27 protein-coding genes are annotated in these 26,888 nt (G+C 72.6%); 6 read left to right on the forward strand and 21 right to left on the reverse strand.

Annotated features, from left to right (window positions below):
• Positions 1 to 13 precede the first annotated feature (13 nt).
• The 4 genes from MTQ10_RS00175 to MTQ10_RS00190 form a co-directional block, all read right to left on the reverse strand.
• A complete protein-coding gene (locus tag MTQ10_RS00175) occupies positions 14 to 199 on the reverse strand; it encodes a hypothetical protein (protein ID WP_247460893.1) in 186 nt (61 codons plus the stop codon).
• A gap of 238 nt (positions 200 to 437) precedes the next feature.
• Positions 438 to 1,013 carry a GNAT family N-acetyltransferase gene (locus MTQ10_RS00180; protein ID WP_247460895.1) on the reverse strand — a complete coding sequence of 192 codons (576 nt, stop codon included), beginning with the start codon at positions 1,011 to 1,013 and terminating at the stop codon, positions 438 to 440.
• Complete coding sequence (locus MTQ10_RS00185) at positions 991 to 3,225, reverse strand: MMPL family transporter (protein WP_247460897.1); 2,235 nt, start codon at positions 3,223 to 3,225, stop codon at positions 991 to 993. Before MTQ10_RS00185 ends, MTQ10_RS00180 begins: the two co-directional genes overlap by 23 nt.
• 214 nt (positions 3,226 to 3,439) lie before the next feature.
• Complete coding sequence (locus tag MTQ10_RS00190) at positions 3,440 to 3,877, reverse strand: hypothetical protein (protein ID WP_247460898.1); 438 nt, start codon at positions 3,875 to 3,877, stop codon at positions 3,440 to 3,442.
• Positions 3,878 to 3,949: 72 nt separating this feature from the next.
• Here MTQ10_RS00190 and MTQ10_RS00195 point away from each other — a divergent pair, with 72 nt between their 5' ends.
• Positions 3,950 to 4,726, forward strand: a complete 777-nt coding sequence (locus MTQ10_RS00195) for an SAM-dependent methyltransferase (RefSeq protein WP_247460900.1) — start codon at positions 3,950 to 3,952, stop codon at positions 4,724 to 4,726.
• Positions 4,727 to 5,084: 358 nt separating this feature from the next.
• On the opposite strand, the gene gatB is transcribed toward MTQ10_RS00195, so the two are convergent.
• From gatB to MTQ10_RS00220, 5 genes are all read right to left on the reverse strand, one after another.
• On the reverse strand, positions 5,085 to 6,599 hold the full coding sequence (gene gatB / locus MTQ10_RS00200) for an Asp-tRNA(Asn)/Glu-tRNA(Gln) amidotransferase subunit GatB (RefSeq protein ID WP_247460902.1): 1,515 nt from the start codon (positions 6,597 to 6,599) through the stop codon (positions 5,085 to 5,087).
• 16 nt (positions 6,600 to 6,615) lie between these two features.
• The gene (locus MTQ10_RS00205) at positions 6,616 to 6,855 is read right to left on the reverse strand and encodes a hypothetical protein (RefSeq protein ID WP_247460905.1); all 240 of its coding nucleotides are present in this window, start codon (positions 6,853 to 6,855) and stop codon (positions 6,616 to 6,618) included.
• On the reverse strand, positions 6,852 to 8,351 hold the full coding sequence (gene gatA, locus MTQ10_RS00210) for an Asp-tRNA(Asn)/Glu-tRNA(Gln) amidotransferase subunit GatA (protein ID WP_247460908.1): 1,500 nt from the start codon (positions 8,349 to 8,351) through the stop codon (positions 6,852 to 6,854). Before gatA ends, MTQ10_RS00205 begins: the two co-directional genes overlap by 4 nt.
• A gap of 5 nt (positions 8,352 to 8,356) precedes the next feature.
• Positions 8,357 to 8,653, reverse strand: a complete 297-nt coding sequence (gene gatC / locus MTQ10_RS00215) for an Asp-tRNA(Asn)/Glu-tRNA(Gln) amidotransferase subunit GatC (protein ID WP_004925108.1) — start codon at positions 8,651 to 8,653, stop codon at positions 8,357 to 8,359.
• A gap of 257 nt (positions 8,654 to 8,910) precedes the next feature.
• Complete coding sequence (locus MTQ10_RS00220; protein ID WP_247461005.1) at positions 8,911 to 9,282, reverse strand: DUF4267 domain-containing protein; 372 nt, start codon at positions 9,280 to 9,282, stop codon at positions 8,911 to 8,913.
• 95 nt (positions 9,283 to 9,377) lie between these two features.
• Here MTQ10_RS00220 and MTQ10_RS00225 point away from each other — a divergent pair, with 95 nt between their 5' ends.
• The gene (locus tag MTQ10_RS00225; RefSeq protein ID WP_247460909.1) at positions 9,378 to 9,968 is read left to right on the forward strand and encodes a TetR/AcrR family transcriptional regulator; all 591 of its coding nucleotides are present in this window, start codon (positions 9,378 to 9,380) and stop codon (positions 9,966 to 9,968) included.
• A 61-nt stretch (positions 9,969 to 10,029) separates the two neighbouring features.
• On the opposite strand, the gene MTQ10_RS00230 is transcribed toward MTQ10_RS00225, so the two are convergent.
• The 5 genes from MTQ10_RS00230 to MTQ10_RS00250 form a co-directional block, all read right to left on the reverse strand.
• Positions 10,030 to 12,258: a putative bifunctional diguanylate cyclase/phosphodiesterase gene (locus MTQ10_RS00230; protein ID WP_247460911.1), complete on the reverse strand. Its 2,229-nt coding sequence runs from the start codon at positions 12,256 to 12,258 to the stop codon at positions 10,030 to 10,032.
• 268 nt (positions 12,259 to 12,526) lie between these two features.
• Positions 12,527 to 14,722 (reverse strand): NAD-dependent DNA ligase LigA, encoded by a 2,196-nt coding sequence (gene ligA, locus MTQ10_RS00235; RefSeq protein WP_247460913.1) that lies wholly within the window; start codon positions 14,720 to 14,722, stop codon positions 12,527 to 12,529.
• A 15-nt stretch (positions 14,723 to 14,737) separates the two neighbouring features.
• Positions 14,738 to 15,745 (reverse strand): methionine synthase, encoded by a 1,008-nt coding sequence (locus tag MTQ10_RS00240; RefSeq protein ID WP_247460915.1) that lies wholly within the window; start codon positions 15,743 to 15,745, stop codon positions 14,738 to 14,740.
• A gap of 32 nt (positions 15,746 to 15,777) precedes the next feature.
• Positions 15,778 to 16,476, reverse strand: coding sequence for an SDR family oxidoreductase (locus MTQ10_RS00245; protein ID WP_247460917.1), 699 nt, complete (start codon positions 16,474 to 16,476; stop codon positions 15,778 to 15,780).
• Between the two features lie 18 nt (positions 16,477 to 16,494).
• Positions 16,495 to 17,034, reverse strand: a complete 540-nt coding sequence (locus tag MTQ10_RS00250; protein ID WP_247460919.1) for a TIGR00730 family Rossman fold protein — start codon at positions 17,032 to 17,034, stop codon at positions 16,495 to 16,497.
• Positions 17,035 to 17,186: 152 nt separating this feature from the next.
• Here MTQ10_RS00250 and MTQ10_RS00255 point away from each other — a divergent pair, with 152 nt between their 5' ends.
• Positions 17,187 to 17,969: an alpha/beta fold hydrolase gene (locus MTQ10_RS00255; protein WP_247460920.1), complete on the forward strand. Its 783-nt coding sequence runs from the start codon at positions 17,187 to 17,189 to the stop codon at positions 17,967 to 17,969.
• A 69-nt stretch (positions 17,970 to 18,038) separates the two neighbouring features.
• On the opposite strand, the gene mnmA is transcribed toward MTQ10_RS00255, so the two are convergent.
• Positions 18,039 to 19,172 (reverse strand): tRNA 2-thiouridine(34) synthase MnmA, encoded by a 1,134-nt coding sequence (gene mnmA / locus MTQ10_RS00260; protein WP_247460922.1) that lies wholly within the window; start codon positions 19,170 to 19,172, stop codon positions 18,039 to 18,041.
• A gap of 60 nt (positions 19,173 to 19,232) precedes the next feature.
• Between mnmA and MTQ10_RS00265 the strand changes: the two genes are divergently transcribed.
• Positions 19,233 to 19,931, forward strand: coding sequence for an N-acetylmuramoyl-L-alanine amidase (locus MTQ10_RS00265; RefSeq protein WP_247460925.1), 699 nt, complete (start codon positions 19,233 to 19,235; stop codon positions 19,929 to 19,931).
• A gap of 272 nt (positions 19,932 to 20,203) precedes the next feature.
• Here MTQ10_RS00265 and MTQ10_RS00270 read toward each other — a convergent pair whose 3' ends face one another.
• The 3 genes from MTQ10_RS00270 to MTQ10_RS00280 all read right to left on the reverse strand — a co-directional run bounded on the left by MTQ10_RS00270 (position 20,204) and on the right by MTQ10_RS00280 (position 21,990).
• Positions 20,204 to 21,367 carry a cysteine desulfurase family protein gene (locus MTQ10_RS00270; RefSeq protein WP_247460927.1) on the reverse strand — a complete coding sequence of 388 codons (1,164 nt, stop codon included), beginning with the start codon at positions 21,365 to 21,367 and terminating at the stop codon, positions 20,204 to 20,206.
• A 138-nt stretch (positions 21,368 to 21,505) separates the two neighbouring features.
• On the reverse strand, positions 21,506 to 21,772 hold the full coding sequence (locus MTQ10_RS00275) for a DUF4190 domain-containing protein (RefSeq protein WP_247460929.1): 267 nt from the start codon (positions 21,770 to 21,772) through the stop codon (positions 21,506 to 21,508).
• A gap of 50 nt (positions 21,773 to 21,822) precedes the next feature.
• Complete coding sequence (locus MTQ10_RS00280) at positions 21,823 to 21,990, reverse strand: hypothetical protein (RefSeq protein WP_247460931.1); 168 nt, start codon at positions 21,988 to 21,990, stop codon at positions 21,823 to 21,825.
• Between the two features lie 121 nt (positions 21,991 to 22,111).
• Between MTQ10_RS00280 and MTQ10_RS00285 the strand changes: the two genes are divergently transcribed.
• Complete coding sequence (locus MTQ10_RS00285; protein WP_247460933.1) at positions 22,112 to 22,741, forward strand: TetR family transcriptional regulator; 630 nt, start codon at positions 22,112 to 22,114, stop codon at positions 22,739 to 22,741.
• Here the strand turns inward: MTQ10_RS00285 and MTQ10_RS00290 are convergent.
• Complete coding sequence (locus MTQ10_RS00290) at positions 22,707 to 23,756, reverse strand: helix-turn-helix transcriptional regulator (protein WP_247460935.1); 1,050 nt, start codon at positions 23,754 to 23,756, stop codon at positions 22,707 to 22,709. The genes MTQ10_RS00285 and MTQ10_RS00290 overlap by 35 nt on opposite strands.
• Before the next feature lie 313 nt (positions 23,757 to 24,069).
• Complete coding sequence (locus MTQ10_RS00295; protein WP_247460937.1) at positions 24,070 to 24,930, reverse strand: thioesterase family protein; 861 nt, start codon at positions 24,928 to 24,930, stop codon at positions 24,070 to 24,072.
• 98 nt (positions 24,931 to 25,028) lie between these two features.
• Here MTQ10_RS00295 and MTQ10_RS00300 point away from each other — a divergent pair, with 98 nt between their 5' ends.
• Positions 25,029 to 26,294 carry an alpha/beta hydrolase gene (locus tag MTQ10_RS00300; RefSeq protein ID WP_247460939.1) on the forward strand — a complete coding sequence of 422 codons (1,266 nt, stop codon included), beginning with the start codon at positions 25,029 to 25,031 and terminating at the stop codon, positions 26,292 to 26,294.
• Here MTQ10_RS00300 and MTQ10_RS00305 read toward each other — a convergent pair.
• A complete protein-coding gene (locus MTQ10_RS00305; RefSeq protein ID WP_247460942.1) occupies positions 26,203 to 26,856 on the reverse strand; it encodes a trimeric intracellular cation channel family protein in 654 nt (217 codons plus the stop codon). The genes MTQ10_RS00300 and MTQ10_RS00305 overlap by 92 nt on opposite strands.
• Positions 26,857 to 26,888: the final 32 nt, after the last annotated feature.

The following is a 26,888-nucleotide window of genomic DNA, read 5'->3' on the forward strand; positions in this document are numbered from 1 at the left end:
GCCGGGGGCGCGCTCACGCGGCGCGCGTGGACCAGCGCCGCCGGGGCCGCCCGGTATGGCTGTCGCTCTCGGCGGACCGTTCGCGCTGTGCCTGGCGGGCGGCGCGGCGGGCGCGGACGGCCTCGCGGGCGAGGCGCTCGTTGTCGGCCTGCCGGATCAGGTCGGCGGAGCGGGTCTGCTGGATCTCGTACTCGAACATGGTGTTCCCCTGGGAGACGGTCGGGTCTCGCTGTCGCGATGCTTCGACTTTCGTCTCCCAGGGGGGTCCGCCGCATCGGGCGACCTCCGCATCTTGCGGCGGGGGCGGGTGCCTTAGACGGGGGCTGGGGCGAGCGGTGATCGTCTAAGGTGCCCGGGGTTCTGTCTGAGGGTCTTAGGGCATGCCCCTGCCGGGTCTCCTGCCGGGGCGGCGTTCCCCCTCGGGGAGGGCAGGTCCCTCAGTGATCGTGGTGGGCGGTACGCGCGCGTGCCGCACGCCACTCGGGGGCGAGCAGCGACCACACCTCCAGGTCGTGCCGTACGCCCTGGTGGAGATGGGCCTCACGGCGTACGCCGTCGCGGTGCATGCCGAGCCGGCGGGCTACGGCGATGCTGGCCTCGTTGCCGGATGCGGCGACCCACTCGACGCGGTGGATGCCGCGCTCGTCCACGGCCCAGTCGACGAGGTGCCGCATCGCGCGCGTGACGAGGCCGCGTCCGGTGGCGGCGGGCTCCAGCCAGCAGCCGACCTCGCAGGTACCGGCGGCGGCGTCGAACTCCAGAGCGAGGACACCGCCGACCAGCTTGCCGTCCTGCCAGATGCCGTGGTGGTGGGAGGTGTCGGCGGCGCGCATCCCGGCGTAGCGGCGCAGGGTCTCGCGGGCGGTGTCGAGGTCGGTGACCTGGGAGCCGAAGGGGATGTACCGGGTGATGAACGCACGGCCGCGGTCCAGGTGGGCGAGGAACTCCTCGGCCTGCCAGGGCTCCAGGGGGCGCAGTTCGGCGCCGTCGTCACCCAGGGATATCGCGTACATCCTGCTGCCGCTCCTTCTCCATCTCCTCCACTGCGTCCGTGAGCCTCTCACGGGCGGCGGCACGGCACTCGGGCGGCTCGATGCTGATGCGGGGCAGGACGCGGTCCAGGGCGCGCGGCAGCCACCAGTTGGCGCCGCCGAGGAGGTGCATGAGGGCGGGGACGAGCAGGGTGCGCAGCACGAACGCGTCGAGGGCGACGGCGGCGGCCAGGGCGATGCCGAACATGGCGATGACGCGGTCGCCGCTGAGCACGAACGCGAGGAAGACGGAGATCATGATGACCGCGGCGGAGTTGATGACGCGGCTGGTCTCGGCGAGGCCGACCCGGACCGCGCGCCGGTTGTCGCCTGTCTCCAGCCATTCCTCGTACATCCGGCTGACGAGGAAGACCTGGTAGTCCATGGAGAGCCCGAAGAGGACCGACACCATGATCACCGGCAGGAAGGGTTCGACGGGTCCGGCGCGGCCGAGTCCGAGGAGTTCGCCGCCCCACCCCCACTGGAAGATCACGACGACGACGCCGAACGCGGCGGCGACGGCGGCGACGTTCATGGCGGCGGCCTTGAGCGGGATGCCCAGGGAGCGGAATGCGAGCAGCAGCAGGACGCAGCCGAGGCCGATGACGACGCCGACGAAGAGGGGCAGCTTGCCGACGATCACCTCGGCGAAGTCGTCGTAGGAGGCGGTCACCCCGCCGACCTGCACGTCGAGGGTGGTGCCGGTCTCGGCGCGGGGCAGTACGTCGGTGCGCAGCCGGTCGACGAGGTCGCTGGTGGCGGTGGACTGCGGGGCGGAGTCGGGGACGACTTCCAGCCAGGCGGTGGTGCCGCCGGAGTTGTAGGTGACGGGGGTGACGGCGGCGACGCCTTCGGTGGCGCGCAGGGTGGTGCCGAGGTTGTCCAGGGCGAGCCGGTCCTCGCCGCCGTCGACGCGGGTGACCAGGGTGAGCGGCCCGTTGACGCCGGGGCCGAAGCCGTCGGCGAGCAGGTCGTAGGCCTGCCGGGTGGTGGAGCTGGTGGGGCGGTTGCCCTGGTCGGAGGTGCCCAGGTGGAGGGAGAGGGTGGGCAGCGCGAGGAGGGTGACGACGCCGAGGGCGAGGGAACCGAGCAGTTTGGGGTGGCGTTCGACGAACGCGGACCAGCGTGCGGCGAGCCCGGTCGGCAGCTCCGGTTGGGGCCCGTGTTCGGTGAGCCTGCGCCGCTCGCGGCGGCTGAGCGCGCGCATGCCGATGAAGGACAGCAGCGCGGGCAGCAGGGTCACGGAGGCGGCGACGGTCAGTACGACGGTCAGGGAGGCGGCGACGGCGACGCCGTTGAGGAAGCCGAGTCCGAGGATCAGCATGCCGAGCAGGGCGATGCAGACGGTCGCACCCGCGAAGACGACGGCGCGTCCGGTGGTGGCGACGGCCTCGGCCGCGGCGTCGGGGACGCTCAGTCCGTGTTTCAGTCCGCGCCGGTGCCGGGTGACGATGAACAGGGCGTAGTCGATGCCGACGCCGAGCCCGACCAGCAGGCCGAGCATGGGCGCGAAGTCGGCGACGGTCATGGCGTGCCCGAGGAGCACGATCCCGGCGTATGCGGTGCCGACGCCGACCAGGGCGGTGGCGATGGGCAGCAGGGACGCGGCGAGCGACCCGAAGGCGAGGAACAGCACGACCGCGGCGACGGCCACGCCGACCACCTCGGCGAGGTGGCCGCCGGAGGGCTCGGTGAGGGCGATGGCGCTGCCGCCCAGCTCGACCTGGAGTCCGTCGGTCTCGGCGGCCTTGGCGGTGTCGACGACGGCCTGTGCCTCGCCGGGGGTGATGTTCTCGGCGGAGTCGTCGAAGGTGACGGTGGCGTAGGCGGTGTGCCCGTCGTCGCTGATCCGGCCGGCGTCGCCCTTGCCGGCGTAGGGGCCGCTCACGGAGGCGACGCCGGGCAGGGCGGCGATCCGGTCGAGGGTGCGGGACATGGTCTGTTCGACGTCGGCGGCGCGGACGGTGCCGGTGTCGGTGTGCCAGACGACGGTGTCGGTGTCGCCGCCGAGGCCGGGGAAGCCCTCCTGGAGCAGCCGGGTGGCGCGGCCGGACTCGGTGCCGGGGGCCTCGTAGTCGTTGCTGTACGCGGAGCCGGTGACGGCCGCGGCGGCGGCCACCCCGCCGAAGGCGAGGAGCCAGAGCAGAACGGCGAACAGGCGGCGTCGTACACACCAGCGTGCAAGGGCTGCCACGAACGTGCTCCCGGAATGACTGATTGTGGATCTTTGGCCGGGAACCGTCGTTCATGAGGTGAACGGCCCGCAAAGAACGCATGAGCAATGCGAAGACCACTCTTGCAGCAAAAAGTGATCGTTTGATGGGTTCGTGGGCTTGTTCACAGGACTGGGAGGCACGTCACACGACAATCCCGGGCCGGCTGTCGCCCCGGCCTCACGGACCGCGCACTCAGTCGAACTGGTCTCCGAGCGCCATCACCATCACCCCGGCGATCAGCAGCCACAGCGCGCGCCGGGTACGGCCGCGCGCGCCGAGGAACGCGGCGCAGGCGCACACCGCGCCCCCGGCGGCGTACGCGGCGGCCACCGGTGCGGGCGCCGGGCCGGCCAGTCTGAGCAGGGACGCGGTGAGCCCCGCGAGGGTCAGCAGCGCCCCGGCGCCGGCGGCCGTCCAGCGGGCCCGCCGCGCGGCCTCCCGGGGCTCCTCTGCGTCGTCCTCGGCGTCCTCGGTGTCCTCGGTGTCCTCGGTGTCCCCGTCCTCCGCCGGGTCCTGATCTCGGTCCTGGTCCGCTCGTATGTCTTTCTCGTGCGGCACGGCGCCCTCGATCCGCTCCGCTTCCTCGGGGACCGTCTGAGGCCCGGTGTCGGAATCGGCTCGTCCACTCATGCCGCGGGAGCGTAGCGCGCTGGGGTGAAAACCCAGGTGCGGGCCCTCCCTCCGGGCTGCTAGGCAGGCCTCATGAACGATCTCGCCGAGCGCCTGTCCCTCGCCCGCTTCCCCCGCAGCGCCCGCTACGACCCCCGCTGGACGGTCGAGAACCAGATGGGTCCGAACGCCCTGTGGCTGCTGGAGTGGCTGGCCCCGGCGATGGGCCTGGACGGTCTCACGGAGGACGCCCGGGTCCTCGACCTGGGCTGCGGGCGGGCGATGACGTCGGTGTTCCTCGCCCGGGAGTACCGCGTCCGGGTCACCGCCGCGGATCTGTGGGTGAAGCCCGACGAGAACGCGGCCCGGCTCGCCGAGGCGGGCGTCGCCGACCGGGTGCTGCCGGTGGCGGCCGAGGCGCACGACCTGCCGTTCGGCGAGGCGTCGTTCGACGCGATCGTCTCCATCGACGCCTATCAGTACTTCGGCACCGACGACCTGTATCTCCCCACCCTGACCCGGCTGCTGAAGCCCGGCGGGCGGATCGGCGTCGTCGTACCGGCGCTGCGGGAGGAGATCGACGGCACGGAGCCGCCGGAGCATCTGAAGCCGTTCTGGGAGCCCGCGTTCTGGTGCTTCCACTCCGCCGAGTGGTGGCGCAGGCACTGGACGCGCAGCGGTGCCGTGACCGTGGAGACGGCGGAGTGGCAGGAGGACGGGTGGCGCGAATGGCTGCTGTGGAGCGAGGTGTGCGCCGAGGAGAGCCCCAGCGAGTTCATGCGGGGCCTGGCACGGGACTCGGTGGAGATGCTGCGCGCGGACGAGGGACGCACGCTGGGCTTCGTACGGGTGGTGGGGCGCCGCCTGTGACGCGGAGGGTCGGACGCCCGGATGCGGAGCGGAAGAGTGGGCGCCACCTGTGACACGGACGGTCGGACGCCCGGATGCGGTGCGGAAGAGTGGGCGCCACCTGTGACACAGACGGTCGGACACCGGATGCGGAGCGGAAGAGTGGGCGCCACCTGTGACACAGACGGTCGGACACCGGATGCGGTGCGGAAGAGTGGGCGCCACCTGTGACACGGACGGTCGGGTGCCACCTGTGTGACGGACGGCTCTGATACGGCCGGTCGGGCGCCGCCCGTGACGTCGGTGCCGGGCCGTTGACGTGCCGGAGGGGACGTACCGCGTGCGACGGTACGTCCCCTCCGGTCCCGCTCGGCGGGCCTCAGCCCTCGCTGACGCCCAGTTTCTCCAGGATCAGCTCCTTGACGCGGGCCGCGTCGGCCTGGCCGCGGGTGGCCTTCATGACGGCGCCGACCAGGGCGCCGGCCGCGGCGACCTTGCCGCCGCGGATCTTGTCCGCGATGGCCGGGTTGCCGGCGATGGCCTCGTCGACGGCGGCGGTGAGCGCGCCCTCGTCGGAGACGACCTTCAGGCCGCGCTTGTCGACGACCTCGTCCGGGGTGCCCTCACCGGCGAGGACGCCCTCGATGACCTGGCGGGCCAGCTTGTCGTTCAGGTCACCCTTGGCGACCAGCTCGGCGACGCGGGCCACCTGCGCCGGGGTGATGGCCAGTTCGTCCAGGGCCTTGCCGGACTCGTTGGCGTTGCGGGCCAGTTCGCCCATCCACCACTTGCGGGCGGACGCGGCGTCCGCGCCGGCCTCGATCGTCGCGACGATCGGGTCCAGTGCTCCGGCGTTCAGGATGGCCTGCATGTCCGTGCCGGAGATGCCCCACTCCTCGCGCAGCCGGTTGCGGCGCACCAGCGGCAGCTCGGGCAGCGAGGCGCGGATCTCCTCGACCCACTCGCGGGACGGGGCGACCGGCACCAGGTCGGGCTCGGGGAAGTACCGGTAGTCCTCGGCCTCTTCCTTGGTGCGGCCGGAGGTGGTGGAGCCGGTGTCCTCGTGGAAGTGCCGGGTCTCCTGCACGACCGTGCCGCCGCCGTCGAGGACGGCCGCGTGCCGCTGGACCTCGTAGCGCACCGCGCGCTCCACGGAGCGCAGCGAGTTGACGTTCTTGGTCTCGGAGCGGGTGCCGAACTTGTCGGCGCCCTTCGGCATCAGCGACAGGTTGACGTCGCAGCGCATCTGGCCCATCTCCATGCGGGCCTCGGACACGCCGAGCGCGCGGATCAGTTCACGCAGCTCACGCACGTACGCCTTCGCCACCTCGGGGGCACGCTCGCCGGCGCCCACGATCGGCTTGGTGACGATCTCGATGAGGGGGATGCCGGCGCGGTTGTAGTCCAGCAGGGAGTGGGACGCGCCGTGGATACGGCCGGTGGCGCCGCCGACGTGCGTCGACTTGCCGGTGTCCTCCTCCATGTGGGCGCGCTCGATCTCCACGCGGAAGATCTCGCCGTCCTCCAGCTCGACGTCCAGGTAGCCGTTGAAGGCGATCGGCTCGTCGTACTGCGAGGTCTGGAAGTTCTTCGGCATGTCCGGATAGAAGTAGTTCTTCCGGGCGAAGCGGCACCACTCGGCGATCTCGCAGTTCAGCGCGAGGCCGATCTTGATGGCGGACTCGACGCCGGTCGCGTTGACGACCGGGAGCGCGCCGGGCAGGCCGAGGCAGACCGGGCAGGTCTGGGTGTTCGGGTCGGCGCCGAGCGAGGTCGAACAGCCGCAGAACATCTTGGTCTTGGTGCCGAGTTCGACATGGACCTCGAGGCCCATGACGGGGTCGTACGCCGCGAGTGCGTCCTCGTACGACACCAGGTCGGTCGTGGTGGTCACGGTGAAAACTTCCCTCTCAGCCCAGCAGGACGTCGTCGTCGCCCAGCCGCTTCAGCTCGCGGTAGAGGACGGCGAGGCCGGTGACGATCGCGACGGCGGACACGGTGGCGTCGACGAGCCGGAGCGTGTCGTTCTCGGCGCGGGCCTTCTTGATCTGCTTGGCGACACCGAACGCGCCGAACGCGGTGGTGGCCATGGTCAGGTAGGTGCCGGACTTGGACTTCTTGAAGCCCTTGGCCTTCTTCAGTGCACTCACAGCGACGGAGCCTCCTCCAGGAGCGGGTGCCCCCACTTTTCCACGAAGGCGGCCTCGACGGCCGCGCCCACCTTGTAGAGGCGCTCGTCCTTCATCACCGGGGCGATGATCTGCAAGCCGACCGGGAGGTTGTCCTCCGGGGCGAGGCCGCAGGGCAGGGACATGGCCGCGTTGCCCGCCAGGTTGGTCGGGATGGTGCACAGGTCCGCGAGGTACATCGCCATCGGGTCGTCGGCGCGCTCGCCGATCGGGAAGGCGGTCGTCGGGGTCGTCGGGGAGACGATCACGTCGACCTGCTCGAAGGCCTTGTCGAAGTCCTGCTTGATGAGCGTGCGGACCTTCTGCGCGGAGCCGTAGTACGCGTCGTAGTAGCCGGAGCTGAGCGCGTACGTGCCCAGCATGATGCGCCGCTTGACCTCGGGGCCGAAGCCTGCCTCGCGGGTGAGGGAGGTGACCTCCTCCGCGGAGCGGCTGCCGTCGTCGCCGGTGCGCAGGCCGTAGCGCAGGCCGTCGAAGCGGGCGAGGTTGGAGGAGCACTCGGACGGCGCGATCAGGTAGTACGCCGACAGCGCGAGGTCGAAGGACGGGCAGTCCAGTTCGACGATCTCGGCGCCGAGGTCCTTCAGCAGGGCGACGGCCTCGTCGAACCGCTGGACGACGCCGGCCTGGTAGCCCTCGCCGCGGAACTGCTTGACGACACCGACGCGCATGCCCTGCACGCTGCCGTTGCGGGCGGCCTCGACGACCGGCGGGACGGGCGCGTCGATGGAGGTGGAGTCCATCGGGTCGTGCCCGGCGATGACCTCGTGCAGCAGGGCCGCGTCCAGGACCGTGCGGGCGCAGGGGCCGCCCTGGTCGAGAGAGGAGGAGAAGGCGACCATGCCGTAGCGGGAGACCGCGCCGTACGTCGGCTTCACTCCGACCGTGCCGGTGACGGCGGCGGGCTGGCGGATGGAGCCGCCGGTGTCGGTGCCGATGGCGAGGGGCGCCTCGAACGCGGCGAGCGCGGCGGAGGAGCCGCCGCCGGAGCCGCCGGGGATCCTGGTGAGGTCCCACGGGTTGCCGGTCGGGCCGAACGCGCTGTTCTCGGTGGAGGACCCCATGGCGAACTCGTCCATGTTGGTCTTGCCGAGGATGACGACGTCGGCGGCCTTCAGCTTGCGCGTGACGGTCGCGTCGTACGGCGGGATCCAGCCCTCGAGCATCTTCGAACCGACGGTCGTGGGCACGCCCTCGGTGGTGAAGATGTCCTTCAGCGCCAGCGGAACGCCGGCGAGCGGGCCGAGCTTCTCACCGCGCGCCCGCTTCTCGTCCACGGCGCGGGCCTGGGCGAGGGCGCCCTCGCGGTCGATGTGCAGGAAGGCGTGCACCTTCTCGTCGACGGCGTCGATCCGGGCGAGGTGCGCCTCGGTGACCTGGACGGCCGTCAGCTCGCCGGAGGCGATCTTCTCGGCGATCTCGGCGGCCGTGAGCTTGATGATGTTGCTGTCCGTCATGGCGGTCACTCCTCCCCCAGGATCTGCGGCACCTTGAAACGCTGCTGCTCCTGGGCCGGGGCGCCGGACAGCGCCTGCTCGGGGGTGAGCGAGGGACGGACCTCGTCCGGGCGCATGACGTTCGTCAGCGGGAGCGGGTGCGAGGTCGGCGGTACGTCTTGGTCGGCGACCTCGCTGACGCGGGCCACCGCGCCGATGATGTCGTCCAGCTGGCCTGCGAAGTGGTCGAGCTCTTCGGGCTTCAGCTCCAGACGCGCCAGCCGGGCGAGGTGGGCGACCTCCTCGCGCGTGATGCCAGGCATGCAGCGTTCCTCTGGGGTGAGTGTGTGGTTTGGGCCGGGGCCAGTCGTCGCATTCCGGACAGGCGGGAATGTGGCGACTGGCCCCAATCCTATGGGGCGCGGGGCGGCGGCCGTTAAACGGTTTCTCCTCGGCCGCTCCGGCGGCGTCCGACGCGGACTCTTCCACGGCCTCTTGTACGGCCTGTTCCGCGATCTCCTGTGCGGCCTCCTCGGCGGCCCCGCCCGCACGGCTCCGGGGACACCGCACCGTCGGCGGCTCAGGCCGCGAAGAGCAGGGCGGCGCTGAGGAGCACGACGAGCGCGGTGGCGAAGTGGATACCGAACGCGACGGCCCGCGCACCGCCGTGGCGCAGGACGATCACCGTGTCCACGAGCGGGATCAGCGCCACGCACACCATGAACCAGGCCTCCGCGCGCAGCCCGGCGAAGACCAGCAGGGCGAGGCCCACGAGGCCGAAGGTGCCGTCGCGCAGGCCCTTGACCGTCAGATAGGCGCCCGCGTCACCGCGCGGGTCGGCGGGGACGCCGTAACCGGCGGCGGCGGGCGCGGGCCGGAACCAGAAGCGGTAGCCGAGGAACAGGCAGAACAGGTCGAGCAGGACGGCCAGGGTGGTGGCGGCGACGGTCATCGGGATCCCCATTCATGTTCGCTAGCGGCGCTAGGTCTTGTTTCGACGCTAGCACGAGCGGCGGCAGTGTTGCTAGCACTGCTAGAATCCGGGTCATGTCGATTCAGGCGCGCAAGGAGCGCGAACGGGCCGAGCGCGAACGGCTGATCGTCTCGGCCGCGCGGGAGCTGGCCGAGGCGGAGGGCTGGGACGCGGTGACGACGCGCCGGCTGGCGGCGGAGATCGAGTACAGCCAGCCGGTCCTCTACAGCCACTTCAAGGGCAAGACCGCGATCATGGCGGCGGTCGCCGTGGAGGGCTGCGCGGAACTCGCCGGCGAGCTGCGGCGCGCCCGGACGGCCGCGGAGGGGACCCGGGCCCGGCTCGCGGCGGTCGGCGAGGCGTACACCGCGTTCGCGCGGCGCCGGCCCGCGCTGTACGACGCGATGTTCACGCACCTCGTGGATCTGCCGTGGGCGACGCCCGAGGCACCGGCGCCGCTGCGGGAGGCGTTCGGGGAGCTGCTGGCCGCGGTGGAGCCGACGGCGGCAGAGGGCGAGGACACCGGGCTGCTCACCGAGACGTTCTGGGCGGGCCTGCACGGCCTGGTCACGTTGATGCGCAGCGGCCGGCTCCCCGAGGCCGGGCACGAGCGGCGGCTCGCCCTGCTGATCGGGCACTTCACGGCGGGGCTGCCGGGGAGCTGACGGGCGGGCCGGCCCGCCGCCCGCCCGGCGCCGTCGTCCCGTGTGCCGGGCGTGCCGCGCCTCAGCGGCCCGGTTCCTCCGCCGTCGCCGCAGGGAGGGCCGCCGCGGGGCGCTGCCAGCCGCGTGAGCCGCGGGCGCGCAGCCAGGCCGTGGTCTCCTCGGGCGGCATCGCCGCCGCGACCAGCCAGCCCTGTACGGCGTCGCAGCCGAGGTCGCGCAGCCGCTCCCAGGTCTCGTCGTCCTCGACGCCCTCGGCGACGACGAGCAGGCCGAGCGAGTGGGCGAGGTCGACGGTGCAGCGGACGATCTCCGCGTCCTCGGTGTCGACGGCGAGCCGGGCGACGAAGGACCGGTCGATCTTCAGTTCGCTGACGGGCAGCCGGCGCAGATGGACGAGGGAGGAGTAGCCGGTGCCGAAGTCGTCCAGGGACATCTTCACGCCGTGGCCGGTGAGCGCGGCGAGGGTGTCGGCGGCGCGGGTCGGGTCCTCCAGGAGGACATGCTCGGTGATCTCCAGCTGGAGCGCCCCGGCGGGCACCCCGTGCCGGGCGAGGCGGGCGGCGACGGAGCCGGCGAAGCCGGGGGTGTGCACGTCGCGCGGGGAGACGTTGACGGCGACCGGGACGAACAGGCCCTCCGACCGCCACCGGGCGACCTGCCCCAGGGCCGTCTCCAGGACGTACTCGGTGAGATGGGGCATCAGGCCGGAGGACTCGGCGATGGCTATGAACTCGTCCGGCGGGACCTTGCCGCGCTCCGGGTGCACCCAGCGGACCAGGGCCTCCAGGCCGGCCACCTGGCCGTCGAAGCGGACCTTGGGCTGGTAGTGCAGCTGCACCTCGTGCGCGTCGAGCGCGCGCCGCAGATCGCCGAGGAGGCCGAGCCGGTCGGGGGTGTTGGAGTCCCGCTTGGACTCGTACACCTCGACGCCGGTGCGGTCCCGTTTGGCCTGGTACATCGCCACGTCGGCGCGGCGCAGCAGGCCTTCGGCGTCGAGGGCGTGGTCGGGGAAGACGGCGACCCCCGCGCTGGCCTCCAGGACGAGGGTGAGTCCGTCGAGGTCGAGCGGGGAGCTGAGGGCGGCCACGAGGCCGCGGGCGATGCGGGTCGCGGACGTGGTGGAGTCGGCGACCGGCAGTAAGACGGCGAACTCGTCGCCGCCGAGCCGGGCGACCTCCGCGCCGCGCGGCAGGGCGAGCCGCAGCCGGTCGGCGGTCTGAAGCAGCAGCCGGTCACCGGCGAGATGACCGAGGGTGTCGTTGACCGATCGGAAGCGGTCGAGATCGATCAGCATGAGGGCGGCGCGGGCGTCGATGCGTTCGGCGTCGTCCAGGGCCGTCCAGATGCGTTCGAGGAGCCACTGCCGGTTGGGCAGCCCGGTGAGCGGGTCGCGCAACTGCTCCTCCGCGCGGGCGCGGGCGATCCACAGGGTGGAGTCGAGGGCGATGAGCGGGATGGCGAACAGGGGCAGCAGGATCGGCTTGGACACGGCCACGACGCACACCAGGGGTGCGATGCCGAGGAGGGCGATCGCGACCAGGCCCTGTCTGACGAGGGCGGTGCGGGCGACGGTGGGCAGGCCGCCGGTGCGCAGCGCGTGCAGGTACCACAACAGGGCGCGGGAGACGAGGAGATAGGCCGCCGCGACCAGCACCACCTGGGGTGCGGTGTAGAGGGTCCAGCGGTCCGGGTCCCACGGGTCCTCGACGCTCGGTACGGCCCCGAACGCGGCCAGCACGAGGGCGCCCGCGCCGATGCCGAGGATGTCCACGGCGCCGTGCAGGACGCCCTGCCGCCAGCGGTGGCGGCGGGCCACGCCGACCAGGACGACGACGGTGAGGCTGACCAGGCCGGCCGGGACCCAGCCGTACAGCAGCAGGACCGCGAGGGTGAGGGCGGCGCCGGAGCCGGTGCCGCCCCACCAGCGGGCGCGGCCCAGCATCACGAGGTGGCCGACGACGATGCCGGTGAGCACGGCCAGCGACCAGCCGGCCGTGCCGGACGGGAAGAGGGGGTGGTCGCCGGTGAAGGCGCGGACGAAACCGGCGCCGAGCACCAGCGCGGCGGCGACGACGACCGCGGCGGGCAGCCTCACCCACGACCGGTGCCGGTCGTGACCGGCGGTCGGATGTCCGGAGGCGAGCAGCGCGTCCGGTGCGCCGTGCGCCGCGGCGGTGCGCCCCCGCCGGCCGGCGCGCTCCGATACCCGCGTCGCCCAGCCACGCCATGCGCCGGCCATACGGCGCAGGCGCAGCCGTGAGTCCGGGGCGACGCTCTCGGTCGGTTCCATTCCCGTCCCTCTCACAGCCGGCGGTGCCCACGCCACGCGGCCCGATGCCCGACAACCATCAGCGGTTCCGCGTTGGGAAACCCTGCCCCTGTCCTTCCCGAGCCGTCCGGAACACGGGGATGCCCCGACCGCAGCTGGGCACGGCAGGCGCACACCTCAACAGTAGGCCGCAGAAGGCTTCCACGGGCACCGGTCGTCGGCGGTTGCCCGTTTGCGCCCCGGCCACCCGTATGCATCTGATATGCACCGATCGAGTGCCCTTCAACCGCTACTCCTCGGACGAGAGTGCGACTTCGGCCGCGGCGTCGGGACCCTGTTCGAGCAGGACGGCGAAACCGGACTCGTCCAGAACGGGCACCTTCAGCTGCACGGCCTTGTCGTATTTCGATCCGGGGTTGTCGCCGACGACGACGAACGACGTCTTCTTGGACACCGATCCGGTCACTTTCGCGCCGCGGCTCTGCAGTGCCTCCTTGGCACCGTCGCGGGTGTGGTTCTCCAGGGTGCCGGTGACGACGACGGTGAGTCCCTCCAGCGGGCGCGGGCCCTCGTCCTCACCGGTGGACTCCTCCTCCATCCGCACGCCCGCGGCACGCCACTTGCGCAGGATCTCCTGGTGCCAGTCCTCGGCGAACCATTCCTTCAGGGAGGCGGCGATGATGGGGCCGACGCCCTCGGTGCCGGCCAGCTCCTCCTCGCTCGCCTGCTCGATCCGGTCGATGGAGCGGAACTCCCGGGCCAGCGCCTCCGCCGCGACCGGGCCGACGTGCCGGATGGACAGGCCGGTCAGCACGCGGGCCAGCGGGCGGTCCTTGGCGGCGCGGATGTTCTCCAGCATGGCGAGGGCGTTCTTCTTCGGCTCGCCCTGCTGGTTGGCGAACACGGTGACGATCTTGTCCTCGCCGGTCTTCGGATCGCGCTTGGGCAGGCCGCTGTCCTGGTCGACGACGTACGCCTTGATGGGCAGCAGCTGCTCGACCGTCAGATCGAACAGGTCGCCCTCGTCCTTCAGCGGAGGCTCGGCCGGCTCCAGCGGCTTGGTGAGCGCCGCCGCCGCCACATAGCCGAAGTGCTCGATGTCGAGGGCCTTGCGGCCCGCGAGATAGAACAGCCGCTCCCGCAACTGGGCCGGGCAGGACCGGGCGTTGGGGCAGCGCAGGTCGACGTCGCCCTCCTTCATGGGCCGCAGCGGCGTACCGCACTCGGGGCACTCGCTCGGCATCACGAACTCCCGCTCGGTGCCGTCACGCAGATCGACGACCGGGCCGAGGATCTCCGGGATGACGTCACCGGCCTTGCGCAGCACGACCGTGTCGCCGATGAGGACGCCCTTGGCCTTGACGACGTCCTGGTTGTGCAGGGTGGCGAACTCGACCTCGGAGCCGGCCACGGTGACCGGTTCGACCTGCGCGTACGGCGTGACCCGGCCGGTGCGGCCCACGCCCACGCGGATGTTGACGAGCTTGGTGTTGACCTCCTCCGGCGCGTACTTGTACGCGATGGCCCAGCGGGGGGCGCGGGAGGTGGAGCCGAGCCGGCCCTGGAGGGGGATCTCGTCGAGCTTGACGACCACTCCGTCGATCTCGTGCTCCACGGAGTGCCGGTTCTCGCCGTAGTACGCGATGAACTCCCGTACCCCGTCGAGGCCGTCGACCACGCGCGCGTGCGGCGAGGTGGGCAGACCCCAGCTCTTCAGCAGGTCGTACGCCTGGGAGAGCCGGGTCATGCCCTTGTACCCCTCCAGGGCGCCGATGCCGTGGACCACCATGTGCAGCGGGCGGGTCGCGGTGACGCGCGGGTCCTTCTGGCGCAGCGATCCGGCGGCGGCGTTGCGCGGGTTGGCGAACGGCTTGTCGCCGGCGGCCACCAGACGGGCGTTCAGCTCCTCGAACTGCTCGCCGGGGAAGTACACCTCGCCGCGGATCTCGACGAGGTCGGGGACGTCGTCGGCGGCGAGCCGGTCGGGGATCTCGGCGATCGTACGGACGTTGGGTGTGATGTCCTCGCCGGTGCGGCCGTCGCCGCGGGTGGCGGCGCGGACCAGCCGGCCCCGCTCGTAGGTGAGGTTGACCGCGAGGCCGTCCACCTTCAGCTCGCACAGGAAGTGGAACTCCTGCTCGCCCAGCTCGCGGTGGATGCGCTCGGCCCAGGCGGCCAGCTCCTCGTCGTTGAAGGTGTTGTCCAGGGACAGCATCCGCTGCCGGTGCTCGACCGCCGTGAACTCCGTGGCGTAGGAGCCGGCGACCTTCTGGGTCGGGGAGTCCGGGGTGCGCAGCTCCGGATACTCCTCCTCCAGCGCCTCCAGGGTCTTCAGCAACGTGTCGAACTCCGCGTCGCTGACGACGGGAGCGTCCTTCACGTAGTACCGGAAGCGGTGCTCCTCGATCTGCTCGGCGAGCTGCGCGTGCCTCTCCCGAGCCTCGGCGGGCACCGCCGTCTCCGCCTGCTGCTTGTCGCCGGCCACCGTGTCGTCCTCCCGTTACTCTGGGTTGTCCGCGAGGGATCTCGCCGCCCGGACGCAGTGGGCGAGCGCCCGGCGTGCGTAACCGGGGGACGCGCCCGCGAGACCGCATGCCGGGGTGATCGTCACCGCCTGGGCGAGCAGCCCAGGATGCAGCCCCAGCCTGCGCCACAGCGTCCTGACACCCATGACGCTACCGGCAGGGTCCGACAATGGGCCGTCCGTGCCGGGCACGACACCGGCGAAGAGCCGCGTGCCGCCCTCCACGGCCTCCCCGATCGCCTCGTCGTCACGCTCGGTGAGCAGGGAGAAGTCGAAGGAGACCGCGGCGGCGCCCGCCCTGCGCAGCAGCGCGAACGGCACGTCCGGGGCGCAGGAGTGGACGACGACGGGCCCTTCGTCGTGCACGCCGACGATGTCCCGCACAGCGGCCTCGACGATCTGCCGGTCGACGGCGCGGTGGGTGCGGTAGCCGCTGGCGGTGCGGACCTGTCCGCGCAGGACGGCGGTGAGGGAGGGCTCGTCGAGCTGGAGGACGATCCGCGCGCCGGGGACGCGGCGGCGCACCTCGTCGAGGTGCAGCCGCAGCCCTTCGGCGAGGGAGGCGGCGAGGTCGCGGCAGGCTCCGGGGTCGGAGAGGGCGGCCTCGCCGTTCTTCAGCTCCAGGCTCGCGGCGAGCGTCCAGGGGCCGACTGCCTGCACCTTGAGCGGCCCCTCGTAGCCCTGGGTGAACTCCTCCAGGGCGTCGAGGTCCTCCCGCAGCCAGGAGCGGGCCCGTCTGGTGTCGCGGCCGGGCCGGTCGCCGATGCGCCAGCCGCTGGGCTCCACGCGCGCGTACAGCTCGACGAGCATCCCCGCGGTGCGGCCGATCATGTCGGCGCCGGGTCCGCGTGCGGGCAGCTCGGGCAGGAACGGGAAGTCCTCGAAGGATCCGGTGGCCGTCTTCGCGGCCTCCCGGGCGTCGCCACCGGGGAGGGACCCGACCCCGGTGGCCGCGCCGAAGCTGAACTGGGTGTTGTCGCTCACCCGGGAAGCCTACGGAACGCCGGCGCCGGCTTTCACCGCCCGGGGCGCACGGTGAGGTCGTTGACCTCGGCGTCCCTCGGCAGGTCGAGGGCCATGAGGACGGTCGTGGCGACCGATTCGGGGTCGATCCACCGGACGGGGTCGTACTCCTTGCCCTCCTGCCGGTGCACCTTGGCCTGCATGGGGCTGGCGGTGCGGCCGGGGTAGACGGAGGTGACGCGGACGCCGTTGGCGTGCTCCTCGTGGCGCAGGGCGTCGGCGAGGGCCTTCAGGCCGTGCTTGGAGGCGGCGTACGCGGACCACTCGGCGTGGGCGTTGAGTCCGGCCCCGGAGTTCACGAACACGACGTGACCGCGGGAGGCGCGCAGCTGCGGCAGGAAGTGCCGGGTGAGTTCGGCGGGGGCGATCAGGTTGACGTCGAGCTGGTGGCGCCAGGTCTTCGGGGTGAGATCGCCGACCTTGCCGAGGTCGACGACGCCCGCGATGTGCAGCAGGGAGTCCACCCGGTCCGGCAGGGACTGGTGGGAGAACGCCCAGCTGAGCCGGTCGGGGTCGGCGAGGTCCCCGACGAGGGTGCGGGCGCCGGGGAACTCGGCGGCCAGTTCCTTGGCGCGGCCCGCGTCGCGCGCGTGCAGGACGAGATCGTCCCCGCGCGCGTGCAGGCGGCGGGCGACGGCCGCGCCGATGCCGGACCCGGCGCCGGTGATCACATGTGTAGCCATGCCCGCCATGCTCCCATCACCGCGCGGTCAGCGGACGCCCTGGCTCTCCTCCAGGTAGGCCAGTGCGCCGACGGGTTCGTCCGCGAAGAACACCAGCTCGGCGAGCGGGCGCGGCAGGAAGCCCTCGCTCTCCATGCGGTGGAACTGCTGCTTGAGCCCGTCGTAGAAGCCGGCGGTGTTCAGCAGGACGACCGGCTTGTCGGTGTGGCCGTGCTTCTTCAGTTCCAGGATCTCGGTGGCTTCGTCGAGGGTGCCGGTGCCGCCGACCATGACGACGACGGCGTCGGCCTTCTCCAGCATCAGCCGCTTGCGTTCGGCGAGGTCGCGGGCGACGACCATCTCGTCGGCGCCGTGGCGCACCCGGGCGGAGAGGAACTCCACGGACACCCCGCACAGCCGGCCGCCGGACTCCTGCACCCCGTCGGCGACGACCTTCATCAGTCCGACGTCGGAGCCGCCCCACACCAGTGTGTGGCCTCCTTTGCCGAGAAGTTCGGCGAATTCACGGGCGGGGCGGGTGTAGCGCTCGTCGAGGTCGGCGGCGGAGAGGAAGACACAGATACGCATGGCGTCACGGTACGCGGACGGCGCGGCGGCCCGGAGAGCGCTCCCGGAGCACGGGTGAGGCGCACACGGTCACGGGGTCGCACGGCGGGACGGGGCGGGTCGTCGAGGTGTCGTCCGCGATGAGTCGGCCCGCGAGTGGCAGTCTCGGCTTCATGGAGAAGAAGACGGTTTCCCGCGACGGGACGTCCCTCGCGTACGACGTGACCGGCCGGGGGCCGGTGGTGGTCCTGGTCAGCGGGGCCATGTCGACCGGCGGCACGGTGGCTCCGCTGGCGCACCGGCTCGCCGACCGGTGCACGGCCGTGGTGTACGACCGCCGGGGCCGCGGCGAGAGCGGTGACACGGCGCCGTACACGGTCGAGCGTGAGATCGAGGATCTGGCGGCGGTCGCCGAGGCGGCGGGCGGCGACGCGGCCCTGTTCGGGGTGTCCTCGGGCGGCGCGCTGGTGCTGCGGGCGGCGGCGGCCGGGCTGCCGGTGCGCCGGGTCGCCGTGTACGAGGTGCCGTACGCGGATCATCTGGAGGGCGGGGCGGAGCTGCACGCGCGCTATTCGGAGGATCTCGCGCAGGCGCTCGGGGAGGACCGGCGCGGGGACGCGGTGGAGCTGTTCCTGCGGCTGACGGGGCTCGGCGAGCAGACCATCCAGGGCGCGCGGCAGTCGCCGATGTGGGCGGGCATGGAGACGGTCGCGCCGAGCCTGGCGTACGACAACGCCGTGATGGGTGACGGGCTGCTCCCCCGCGAGCTGCTGGCGTCGGTGGGCGTGCCGGTGCTGTCGGTGGCGGGCGGGGCGAGCCCGGCGTGGCTGCCGCGGGCGGCCCGGGACGTCGCGGAGGCGGTGCCGGACGGCACGTACCGGGAGCTGCCGGGCCAGACCCACATGGTGGAGCCGGAGGTGCTGGGGCCGGTGCTGGCGGAGTACTTCACGCAGTGAGCCGCAGGCGCCGGGCGCGCGCCCCCCGGCGCCGGTGCGGGCCGCGTCGGGTGCGGCGCGCCGGCCGGGTCAGACCGCGGCGGCCGTCCTCGCGCGCGTGGTGGTGGCGATCGTCGCCGAGCCGACCACGCGCGTGCCGTCGTACAGGACGATGGCCTGGCCGGGTGCGACGCCGCGGACCGGCTCGGTGAAGGTGACGCGCAGTTCGCCGTCGGCCATCTCGGCGCGCACCTCGGTCTCCTCGCCGTGGGCGCGCAGCTGCGCGGTGTAGGTGCCGGGGCCGCTGGGGGCGGTGCCGCACCAGCGGGGGCGGATCGCGGTGAGCGCGGTGACGTCGAGGGCCTCGGCGGGGCCGACGGTGACGGTGTTGTTCACCGGGGAGATGTCGAGGACGTAGCGGGGCTTGCCGTCGGGGGCCGGGGTGCCGATGCGCAGGCCCTTGCGCTGGCCGATGGTGAAGCCGTAGGCGCCCTCGTGGGTGCCGAGCTTGTTGCCGTCCTCGTCGACGATGTCGCCCTCGGCCTTGCCGAGGCGGCGGGCGAGGAAGCCCTGGGTGTCGCCGTCGGCGATGAAGCAGATGTCGTGCGAGTCGGGCTTCTTGGCGACGGCGAGGCCGCGGCGCTCGGCCTCGGCGCGGATCTCGTCCTTGGTGGTGACGGTGTCACCGAGCGGGAAGAGGGCGTGGGCGAGCTGCTGTTCGTCGAGGACGCCGAGGACGTACGACTGGTCCTTGGCCATGTCGGAGGCGCGGTGCAGTTCGCGGGTGCCGTCGGGCCGGGTGACGATCTTGGCGTAGTGGCCGGTGCAGACGGCGTCGAAGCCGAGCGCGAGGGCCTTGTCGAGCAGGGCGGCGAACTTGATCTTCTCGTTGCAGCGCAGGCACGGGTTGGGGGTGCGGCCCGCCTCGTACTCGGCGACGAAGTCCTCGACGACGTCCTCGCGGAACCGGTCGGCGAGGTCCCAGACGTAGAACGGGATGCCGATGACGTCGGCGGCGCGCCGGGCGTCGCGGGAGTCCTCGATGGTGCAACAGCCCCGCGCGCCCGTGCGGAAGGACTGCGGGTTGGCGGAGAGCGCCAGATGGACGCCGGTCACGTCGTGGCCCGCTTCGGCGGCGCGTGCGGCGGCGACGGCGGAGTCGACGCCGCCGGACATGGCGGCGAGGACGCGGAGGGGGCGGGGGCGCTGCGGGGTGTCAGTCATAACCCTTCCAGAGTACGGGGGCGCGGGAACCGGAGCCCGCGGATATGCGTTGTCGATCGCGTGGGGGATGCGAAGAGCGAAGCGGACCGGCGGATCGGGCGGCGTGCTCTGCTCATCGGCGGCGCGGCGGCGGCGGTGGGCACGGCGGTGCTGGCCCGGGACGAGCTGGCGCACCTGTGGTGGCGGATGCCGGGGGTGGAGAAGCCGCGGGTGGCGGGGGCGGTGGACTTCGCGGGCGCGCGCTGGGTGGAGGCGTCACCGGCGAACTACCGGCGCGCGGACCGGCCCGACGACTACGACATCGACCGCGTCGTCGTCCATGTCACCCAGGGCAGCCGGGCGAGCGCGGTGAAGGCGTTCCAGGACCCGGGGCACAAGGCGGCGGCGCATTACATCGTGGGGCAGGACGGCCGGATCACGCAGATGATCCGGGAGCTGGACGTGGCGTTCCACGCGGGCAACCGGGAGGTCAACGAGCACAGCGTCGGTATCGAGCACGAGGGGTTCGTGGACCGCCCGCAGGATTTCACGGCGGCGATGTACGCGGCTTCGGCGCGGCTGGCGGCGGGTATCTGCCTCCGGTACGGCATACCCGTGGACCGGGAGCACATCCTGGGGCATGTGGAGGTGCCGGGGACGGACCACACCGATCCGGGGCCGCACTGGGACTGGGACCGGTACATGGGGCTGGTGCGGCGGGAGTACACGGCCGCGGAGAATGCCGGAAAAAATCAAGAATCACCCTCTTCCGCCCAGTGAGAGGCGTTCTATCCTGGAGGCAAGGCCTACGGGACGAGTGAGGGAGTCCGAGCGTCGTAGCCGACGTGGGCGTGAGACCGAGGTTTCCGCCGATGCCGACGTCGACGGTCGGGCTGAGAGGCCGGAAGGCGACCGCCGTGAGGTGGCTGCCGGAAGGCGACCCCCACCACCTGATCCGGACCATGCCGGCGAAGGGAACCCGTCTCGTGGGCCGCTTTTTCGTGCCCGTGCGGCCCGAACGGCCCCCGCTCCGGGGCCGGCGCCTCCGCGGCTCAGGTGAGTCCGGCCGCGCGTGCTCGCTCCACCGCCGGGCCGATGGCCTTGGCGACCGCTTCGACGTCCTCCTCGGTGGAGGTGTGCCCGAGGGAGAAGCGCAGGGTGCCGCGGGCCAGGTCGGGGTCGGTGCCGGTGGCCAGCAGCACATGGCTGGGCTGGGCGACGCCCGCGGTGCAGGCGGAGCCGGTGGAGCATTCGATGCCCTGGGCGTCCAGCAGGAGCAACAGGGAGTCGCCCTCGCAGCCGGGGAAGGTGAAGTGGGCGTTGGCGGGGAGGCGGTCGACCGGGTCCCCGCCGAGGATCGCGTCGGGTACGGCGGTGCGGACCGCGTCGATGAGTGCGTCGCGGAGCCGGCCGATGTCCCGGGCGAACCGCTCGCGCTGTTCGGCGGCGATCCGGCCGGCGACGGCGAAGGAGGCGATGGCCGGGACGTCGAGGGTGCCGGAGCGCACATGGCGTTCCTGGCCGCCGCCGTGCAGGACGGGCACGGGGCTGTGGTCGCGGCCGAGGACGAGGGCACCGATGCCGTACGGGCCGCCGATCTTGTGGCCGGAGACGGTCATCGCGGCGAGTCCGGAGGCGGCGAAGTCGACCGGGACCTGACCGAAGGCCTGCACCGCGTCGGCGTGCAGCGGGACTCCGAACTCGGCCGCCACATCGGCCAGTTCACGGACCGGCAGGACGGTGCCGATCTCGTTGTTGGCCCACATGACGGTGGCGAGGGCGACATCGCCGGGGTCGCGGGCGATGGCCTCGCGCAGCGCCTCGGGATGCACCCGGCCGTAGGAATCGACCGGCAGGTACTCGACGACGGCGCCCTCGTGCTCGCCGAGCCAGTCGACGGCGTCCAGCACGGCGTGGTGCTCGACGGGGCTGGCGAGGACGCGCGTGCGGGCCGGGTCGGCGGCGCGGCGCGACCAGAACAGGCCCTTGACGGCGAGGTTGTCGGCCTCGGTGCCGCCGGAGGTGAAGACGATCTCGCTGGGGCGGGCGCCGAGGGCTTCCGCGAGGGTCTCGCGGGCTTCCTCGACGGTGCGCCGCGCGCGGCGGCCGGATGCGTGCAGGGAAGACGCGTTGCCGGTGACGCTCAACTGGGCGGTGAGTGCCTCGACCGCCTCGGGGAGCATCGGCGTGGTCGCGGCGTGGTCGAGGTAAGCCATGGTGACGCCGATTCTACGGGCCCCGGGTCGCGGATCCACGGCCGGAGTCGGCCTGAAGCGCACGGCCGGCGCCCCTCGGCCGGCGCGGCCTCACTGGCGGTACGGGCGGCACGGGCCGTACGGCCCGGCGGGCGCGGCTCAGAGACTCCAGGACAGCGTGTGGTCGGCCTGGACGAAGGCGAGCAGCACCAGCAGGTCGGCGACACCGAGGCCGAGGCCGAGCAGGGCGCGTCCGCGGCGGGCGGTGCCGCGCCACAGGGCGATCGAGGCGAGGACGATGGCGATCGGGCCGAGGAACAGGTTCAGCACGAGCAGGCCGAGCAGGCCGAGGATGAAGGACGCGACGGCCATGCCGTCGGTGTCGCGGATACCGGTGCGGCGCGTGGCCGGTGCGGTGAGGTGCATGACGGGTCGGCTCCCGACGGTCGGAGTGGTCGGTCGGACGGGCGTTCGACTCAGTGGGCCGAGGTGCCGCGGCGGCGGGTGTGCCGCTCGCGCAGCGCGAAGATGCCGAGCCAGGCGGCGATGACGGCGGCGGCGACGAGCGTGAAGCTCAGCGGCGCGTGGGCCACGGTGCCCATCACGACGCCGAGCAGCAGGAGTGCGGCGACGAGGAACAGCATCGGACGGATCCCCCTCAGTGAAGTTTCGGTGAACGGTTGTAGTAACACTTGTTCACTGACTACCCAGTCTAGCGCGTCGCACGGCTTTGCAATTCCGGAGAACAGTTGTTAACTGCATGGCATGAGTCACACCCTCGGCATCCGGCAGGCGCAGAAGCAGAAGACCCGCCAGGCGCTCCTGGACGCGGCCCTGCGGCTGCTGGAGGAGCAGAGCCTGAGCAGCCTGGGTCTGCGCGAGGTCACGCGTGCCGTCGGCGTCGCGCCGACCGCCTTCTACCGGCACTTCCGCTCCACCGCCGACCTGGGCGTGGCCCTCGTCGAGGAGGCGCTGGGCAGCCTGCACGCGATGATCCGGACGACGGTGTCCCCGTCGGGCGACAGCGAGGAGCGCATCGACCGCGCCGTGAAGCTGATCGCCCGTCATGTGGACGAGCACCCCGCCCATGTGAGGTTCATCGCGCGGGAGCGGCACGGGGGCGTGCAGCCGGTGCGGGAGGCCATCGGGGACCAACTGGCCCGGTTCACCGAGGAGGTGCGGGCCGAGCTGGCGAAGGACCCGGTCTCGGCGGGCTGGAGCGACGAGGATCTGATGATGCTCGCCCATCTCTATGTGGACCAGATGCTCAGTACGGCGTCCCTGTTCCTGGAGACGCCGGCCGAGGACGGCGAGGAGCGGGCCCGGGTCGCCGATCTGGCCCGCCGTCAGCTCCGTCTGATCAGCCTGGGCCGCCGGCACTGGAACGCGGAATGACAGGACCGACGACTCCCGACCCGTCGGCGTCCGACGCGCCGTCCCCCTCGGGCGCCGCCTTCCCCGCGTACAGCCGGGTCACGGCCGCCGCCTCGGCGAGTTCGGCGCGGACCTCCGGCGGGGAGACCACCTCCACGTTGTCGGAGAAGGCGAGGAGCTGCCGGGCCTCGCGGACGATGCCGTACGACAGCCGGGCGGTGACCCACTCGCCCGTTCCGTCGTCGTCCGGCGGGCCCGCCAGCGAGCCGGCCGCGATCCGCTGGAACATGCCGAGCCGGTCGCGGCGCACCCGCACCGTCACCTCCAGCCCGCCCGGCCGTTCCTCGATCTGACGGCGCAGCACCTCCCAGGCGTCGGCCAGCTCGACGCCCGGCCGACGGCGTGCGGGAGCGTCCAGCACGGTCGCCGACCGCACCCGGTCGGCGCGGAACAGCCGGGGCTTGCCGCACCGGTCGGCGACGAGGTACCAGACGCCCGCCTTGGCGACCAGCCCGTACGGGTCGACGGTGTACGTGCGGTCCTCGCTCTGCCCGCTGTGCCGGTAGCGCAGCTTCAGGCGCCGGTCGGTGAACACGGCGTCCCGCAGCGTGTCCAGGTCCACCGCCTGCCGCGGGCCGCCGCGCCAGCGGGTGGCGTCCACGAGGACACGGCGGCTGGTGACCTCGGCGGCCGGGCGGTGCGGCGCGGGCAGCGCGGCCATCACCTTGCGCAGCGCCGAGCCGAGCGCCGCGTCCAGACCGAGGGCGGCATGGACGCCCTGCGCGGCGAGGACGAACAGCGCCCGGGACTCGTCGGCGGTCAGCCCGGTGACGTCGGTGCGGAAACCGGGGAGGAGTTCGATGCCGCCGTGCCGGCCGCGCTCGGCATAGACGGGGACGCCCGCGGCGGACAGCGCCTCGATGTCGCGGTAGACGGTACGGACCGACACCTCCAGGCGGTCGGCGAGTTCGCGGGCGGGGACCCGGCCCCGGGTCTGAAGGAGCAGCAGGATCGACAGCAGGCGGTCGGACTTCACGGGGGCAAGGATCCCGCCGGGCCCGGGTCCGGCGCAAAAGCTGACGGGAACTGTCAGGTTTTCGCCGGAACATCGGGGCCGTACCGACCCGGGAGGCGCTCGGCCGACCGGGCGAACCCGACGCGGAGCTGTCTGCGTTCGCGCCGGCGACCGCCGAGCGTGTCCTGCCGGCGGAGCGGCGGGGCGGGACGCCCATCGACGGGGTGCGGTCCGTCCCCGAGGAGGCGGACGTGCACACCCGGCTCGCGGCCTGGACGGGCCGGGAACCGCTCGGCCGGGCCCGAGACCTGCACCCCGACCGCCCGCCGCCCGCTCAGCCCAGCCGTACCCGGGCGAGCTGCCTGGACTGGGCCACCAGCCGGTCGGCGCTGTCCCAGACCTCGGCGTCCTCCTCCAGGAAGCCGCCGGCCAGGTTGCGGGTGGTGATCGCGACGCGCAGCGGGCCGGGTGCCGGGCGGCAGCGGACGTGCACGGTCAGCTCGACCGTGGGCACCCAGCCGGACAGGCCCAGCTCGAAGGCGGTGGGCGGAAGGGCGTCCACCGCGAGCAGCAGGGAGAGCGGGTCGGGGTCGCGGCCGTCGGCCAGCCCGAACCAGGCCCGCATCTCGCCCTTCCCGGACGGCTGTCCGAGCGCCCAGCCGAGGGTGGCCGGGTCGAGCTTGAGCATCAGCCGGTCGGCGATGGCGGAGCTGCCGGGCACCGGGGCCGGGGAGTCGTCCGCGCCGAAGCACTGCTCGATGGGCGGGATCTCGGGCGGCTTGGCGGTGGTCCGCACGTCGTCGGGGAGGGAGTCGAGGTCGCCGTAGGAGGCGAGGACGCGGATGCGTTCGACCTCGGTGCCGTCCTCCGCGTACTGGAAGAGGGAGGCCTGGCCGGTGGAGAGGGTGCGGCCGGTGCGCACCACATCGGTGCGGACGACGGCGGGGCCCGGCTGGGAGGCGGTCAGGTAGTGCGCGGAGACGGTGAACGGGTCGGCGTGCGGCAGTGCGTCCGCGAGGGCGCGGCCCAGGACGGCCAGCAGATAGCCGCCGTTGACGGCGTTGATGATCGTCCAGCCGGCCGAGAGGTCGATGTCGTAGACACCGGGCTCCCGGCGGATGACGGCGGTGTCCCGGTCGAACTCGCTGTCGCCGATCATGGCCTGTCGGGCCGCGGCGGATGCTGCTTCTGACATGGATGAACCGTACAACGGGCAAATACTAAGCGGTAGCTTTCTAAGTGAGATGCCACCCACAGGTAAACCTCGGGCCAAGGCTTTCCCTCTCCTGGGACATGAGCCTGACCGGGACTCCCTTTCTCGCCACGCTGATCGCGCTGGCCGTGCTCGCCCTGGTGCTGCCGCTCGCGCTGTGGTCGCGCGTGCCGGGCCCGCGCCCGCTGCGCGCCGCGGCCCGTCTGCTGATGCTGCTGTTCGCGCAGGTCACGGCCGTCGCCCTGGTCTTCGCGCTGGTCAACAACGCCAACAACCTGTACGACACCTGGGGTGACCTGCTCGGCACCGGCGACCATGTGCAGCGGGCCGACGACCTCGGTGCCGACGGCAAGGGCGGCGTCAACGTGGACAAGCTGCCCAAGGTGCGGCAGACGTTCCGGCAGGCCGAGGGCCCCGGTATGCACGCGGCCGGCGGTGTCCGCGTCACCCACGTCAAGGGTCGCGTCTCCGGTGTGGAGGCCGAGGTGTACGTATGGCTGCCGCCGCAGTACGACGACCCCGCCTACCGGAACCGCACCTTCCCCGTGGTCGAGCTGCTGCCCGGCTACCCCGGCTCGGCGAAGGCCTGGTTCGGGTCGATGAAGGCGCACGAGCAGCTGCTGCCGCTGATGCGATCCGGCGAGATCGCGCCGTTCATCCTGGTCTCGCCCCGCACCACCCTGCTGCCCGGCCGGGACACCGGCTGCGCCAACGTGCCCGGCCGGGTCAACGCCGACTCCTGGCTGAGCGTCGACGTGCCGAAGATGGTCATGGACAACTTCCGCGCCCGTCCCGCCCCGGACGGCTGGGCGGTCGCCGGGTACTCCGCCGGCGGGCACTGCGCGGCCAAGCTGGCCGTCGCCCACCCCGACCGCTACCGGGCGGGGGTGAGCCTGTCCGGCTACAACGACCCCGTCGCCGAGAGCGGCTCCCTCGCCGCCCGCACCCCCGAGCTGCGCGCCGCGAACAACCCCTGGATGCTGCTGCGGAAGGCGACCGTGCCGCCCCGGACCGCGCTGTACGTCTCCGGGCAGCCGCACGACGGCTACGAGGCCGGCCTCGCCCTGAAGGAGGCGGCGAAGGCACCGACCACCGTGCACGTGGTCCGGGTCCCGCCGAACGCGGGCGGCCACACCATGGCGCTGTGGCGGCCCCAGGTGGAACCGGTCTTCCACTGGCTCACCGGCCTGCTCGGCGAGGGGAGGACCGGAAGCGGGACCCGAGACGGCAACGGCGACGGGGCCGGGAGCGGGGCTACTCCTCCCGGACGGTGGAGCGCCGGTTCCACGCCCGCGGGGCCCGCCAGTGGTACCGCATCGCGAGCAGCCGCAGCACGAACGCGGTGACCGCGGCGAGTGCGCTCGCGGCCGGGGTCAGCGCGTCGTAGTGCAGGCAGACGACGACCATCGTGGCGCCGACCATCGCGGGCACCGCGTACAGATCGCGGTCCCAGCGCAGCAGCGACGGCACCTCGTTGGCGAGGACATCACGCAGCACACCGCCGCCCACGGCCGTGGCGAGTCCCAGCGCCGCCGACTGGGTGAGGCCGAGCCCGTACTCGTACGCCTTCGTCGTGCCTGCGACGCAGAACAGGCCGAGCCCGGCCGCGTCGAACACATTGACGCCGGTCTGGATGCGCTCGACGTGGGGGTGGAGGAAGAACACCAGCAGGGCCGCGAACAGGGGCGTCACGAAGTACCCGAAGTCGGTGAAGGCCGCCGGCGGCACGGCACCGATGATCAGGTCGCGGAACAGCCCGCCGCCGAGGGCGGTGACCTCGGCGAGGACGGCGATGCCGAAGACGTCGAAGTTCTTGCGGACGGCCAGCAGCGCGCCGGAGATGGCGAAGACGAAGATGCCGATCAGGTCGAGCGTGTGCTGAACAGACGGGCTGAGGAACTGGTACACCCGAATATTCTGACGCAAGAACGAGCCCCCGC

The sequence above is a fragment of the Streptomyces sp. XM83C genome (genome assembly GCF_023072675.1).
Taxonomy (GTDB): Bacteria; Actinomycetota; Actinomycetes; order Streptomycetales; family Streptomycetaceae; genus Streptomyces; species Streptomyces thermocoprophilus.

Excerpts from the sequence above, each read along its gene's own strand:
- MTQ10_RS00270 (WP_247460927.1), bottom strand. The coding sequence starts at position 21,367 with ATGGCTTACCTCGACCACGCCGCGACCACGCCGATGCTCCCCGAGGCG.
- MTQ10_RS00285 (WP_247460933.1), top strand. The coding sequence starts at position 22,112 with ATGAGTCACACCCTCGGCATCCGGCAGGCGCAGAAGCAGAAGACCCGC.
- MTQ10_RS00250 (WP_247460919.1), bottom strand. The coding sequence starts at position 17,034 with ATGCGTATCTGTGTCTTCCTCTCCGCCGCCGACCTCGACGAGCGCTAC.
- MTQ10_RS00245 (WP_247460917.1), bottom strand. The coding sequence starts at position 16,476 with ATGGCGGGCATGGCTACACATGTGATCACCGGCGCCGGGTCCGGCATC.
- MTQ10_RS00180 (WP_247460895.1), bottom strand. The coding sequence starts at position 1,013 with ATGTACGCGATATCCCTGGGTGACGACGGCGCCGAACTGCGCCCCCTG.
- gatA (WP_247460908.1), bottom strand. The coding sequence starts at position 8,351 with ATGACGGACAGCAACATCATCAAGCTCACGGCCGCCGAGATCGCCGAG.
- MTQ10_RS00190 (WP_247460898.1), bottom strand. The coding sequence starts at position 3,877 with ATGAGTGGACGAGCCGATTCCGACACCGGGCCTCAGACGGTCCCCGAG.
- MTQ10_RS00195 (WP_247460900.1), top strand. The coding sequence starts at position 3,950 with ATGAACGATCTCGCCGAGCGCCTGTCCCTCGCCCGCTTCCCCCGCAGC.
- MTQ10_RS00230 (WP_247460911.1), bottom strand. The coding sequence starts at position 12,258 with ATGGAACCGACCGAGAGCGTCGCCCCGGACTCACGGCTGCGCCTGCGC.
- mnmA (WP_247460922.1), bottom strand. The coding sequence starts at position 19,172 with ATGACTGACACCCCGCAGCGCCCCCGCCCCCTCCGCGTCCTCGCCGCC.
- MTQ10_RS00275 (WP_247460929.1), bottom strand. The coding sequence starts at position 21,772 with ATGCACCTCACCGCACCGGCCACGCGCCGCACCGGTATCCGCGACACC.
- MTQ10_RS00225 (WP_247460909.1), top strand. The coding sequence starts at position 9,378 with ATGTCGATTCAGGCGCGCAAGGAGCGCGAACGGGCCGAGCGCGAACGG.
- MTQ10_RS00300 (WP_247460939.1), top strand. The coding sequence starts at position 25,029 with ATGAGCCTGACCGGGACTCCCTTTCTCGCCACGCTGATCGCGCTGGCC.
- MTQ10_RS00175 (WP_247460893.1), bottom strand. The coding sequence starts at position 199 with ATGTTCGAGTACGAGATCCAGCAGACCCGCTCCGCCGACCTGATCCGG.
- MTQ10_RS00295 (WP_247460937.1), bottom strand. The coding sequence starts at position 24,930 with ATGTCAGAAGCAGCATCCGCCGCGGCCCGACAGGCCATGATCGGCGAC.
- MTQ10_RS00255 (WP_247460920.1), top strand. The coding sequence starts at position 17,187 with ATGGAGAAGAAGACGGTTTCCCGCGACGGGACGTCCCTCGCGTACGAC.
- MTQ10_RS00280 (WP_247460931.1), bottom strand. The coding sequence starts at position 21,990 with ATGCTGTTCCTCGTCGCCGCACTCCTGCTGCTCGGCGTCGTGATGGGC.
- gatC (WP_004925108.1), bottom strand. The coding sequence starts at position 8,653 with ATGCCTGGCATCACGCGCGAGGAGGTCGCCCACCTCGCCCGGCTGGCG.
- MTQ10_RS00220 (WP_247461005.1), bottom strand. The coding sequence starts at position 9,282 with ATGACCGTCGCCGCCACCACCCTGGCCGTCCTGCTCGACCTGTTCTGC.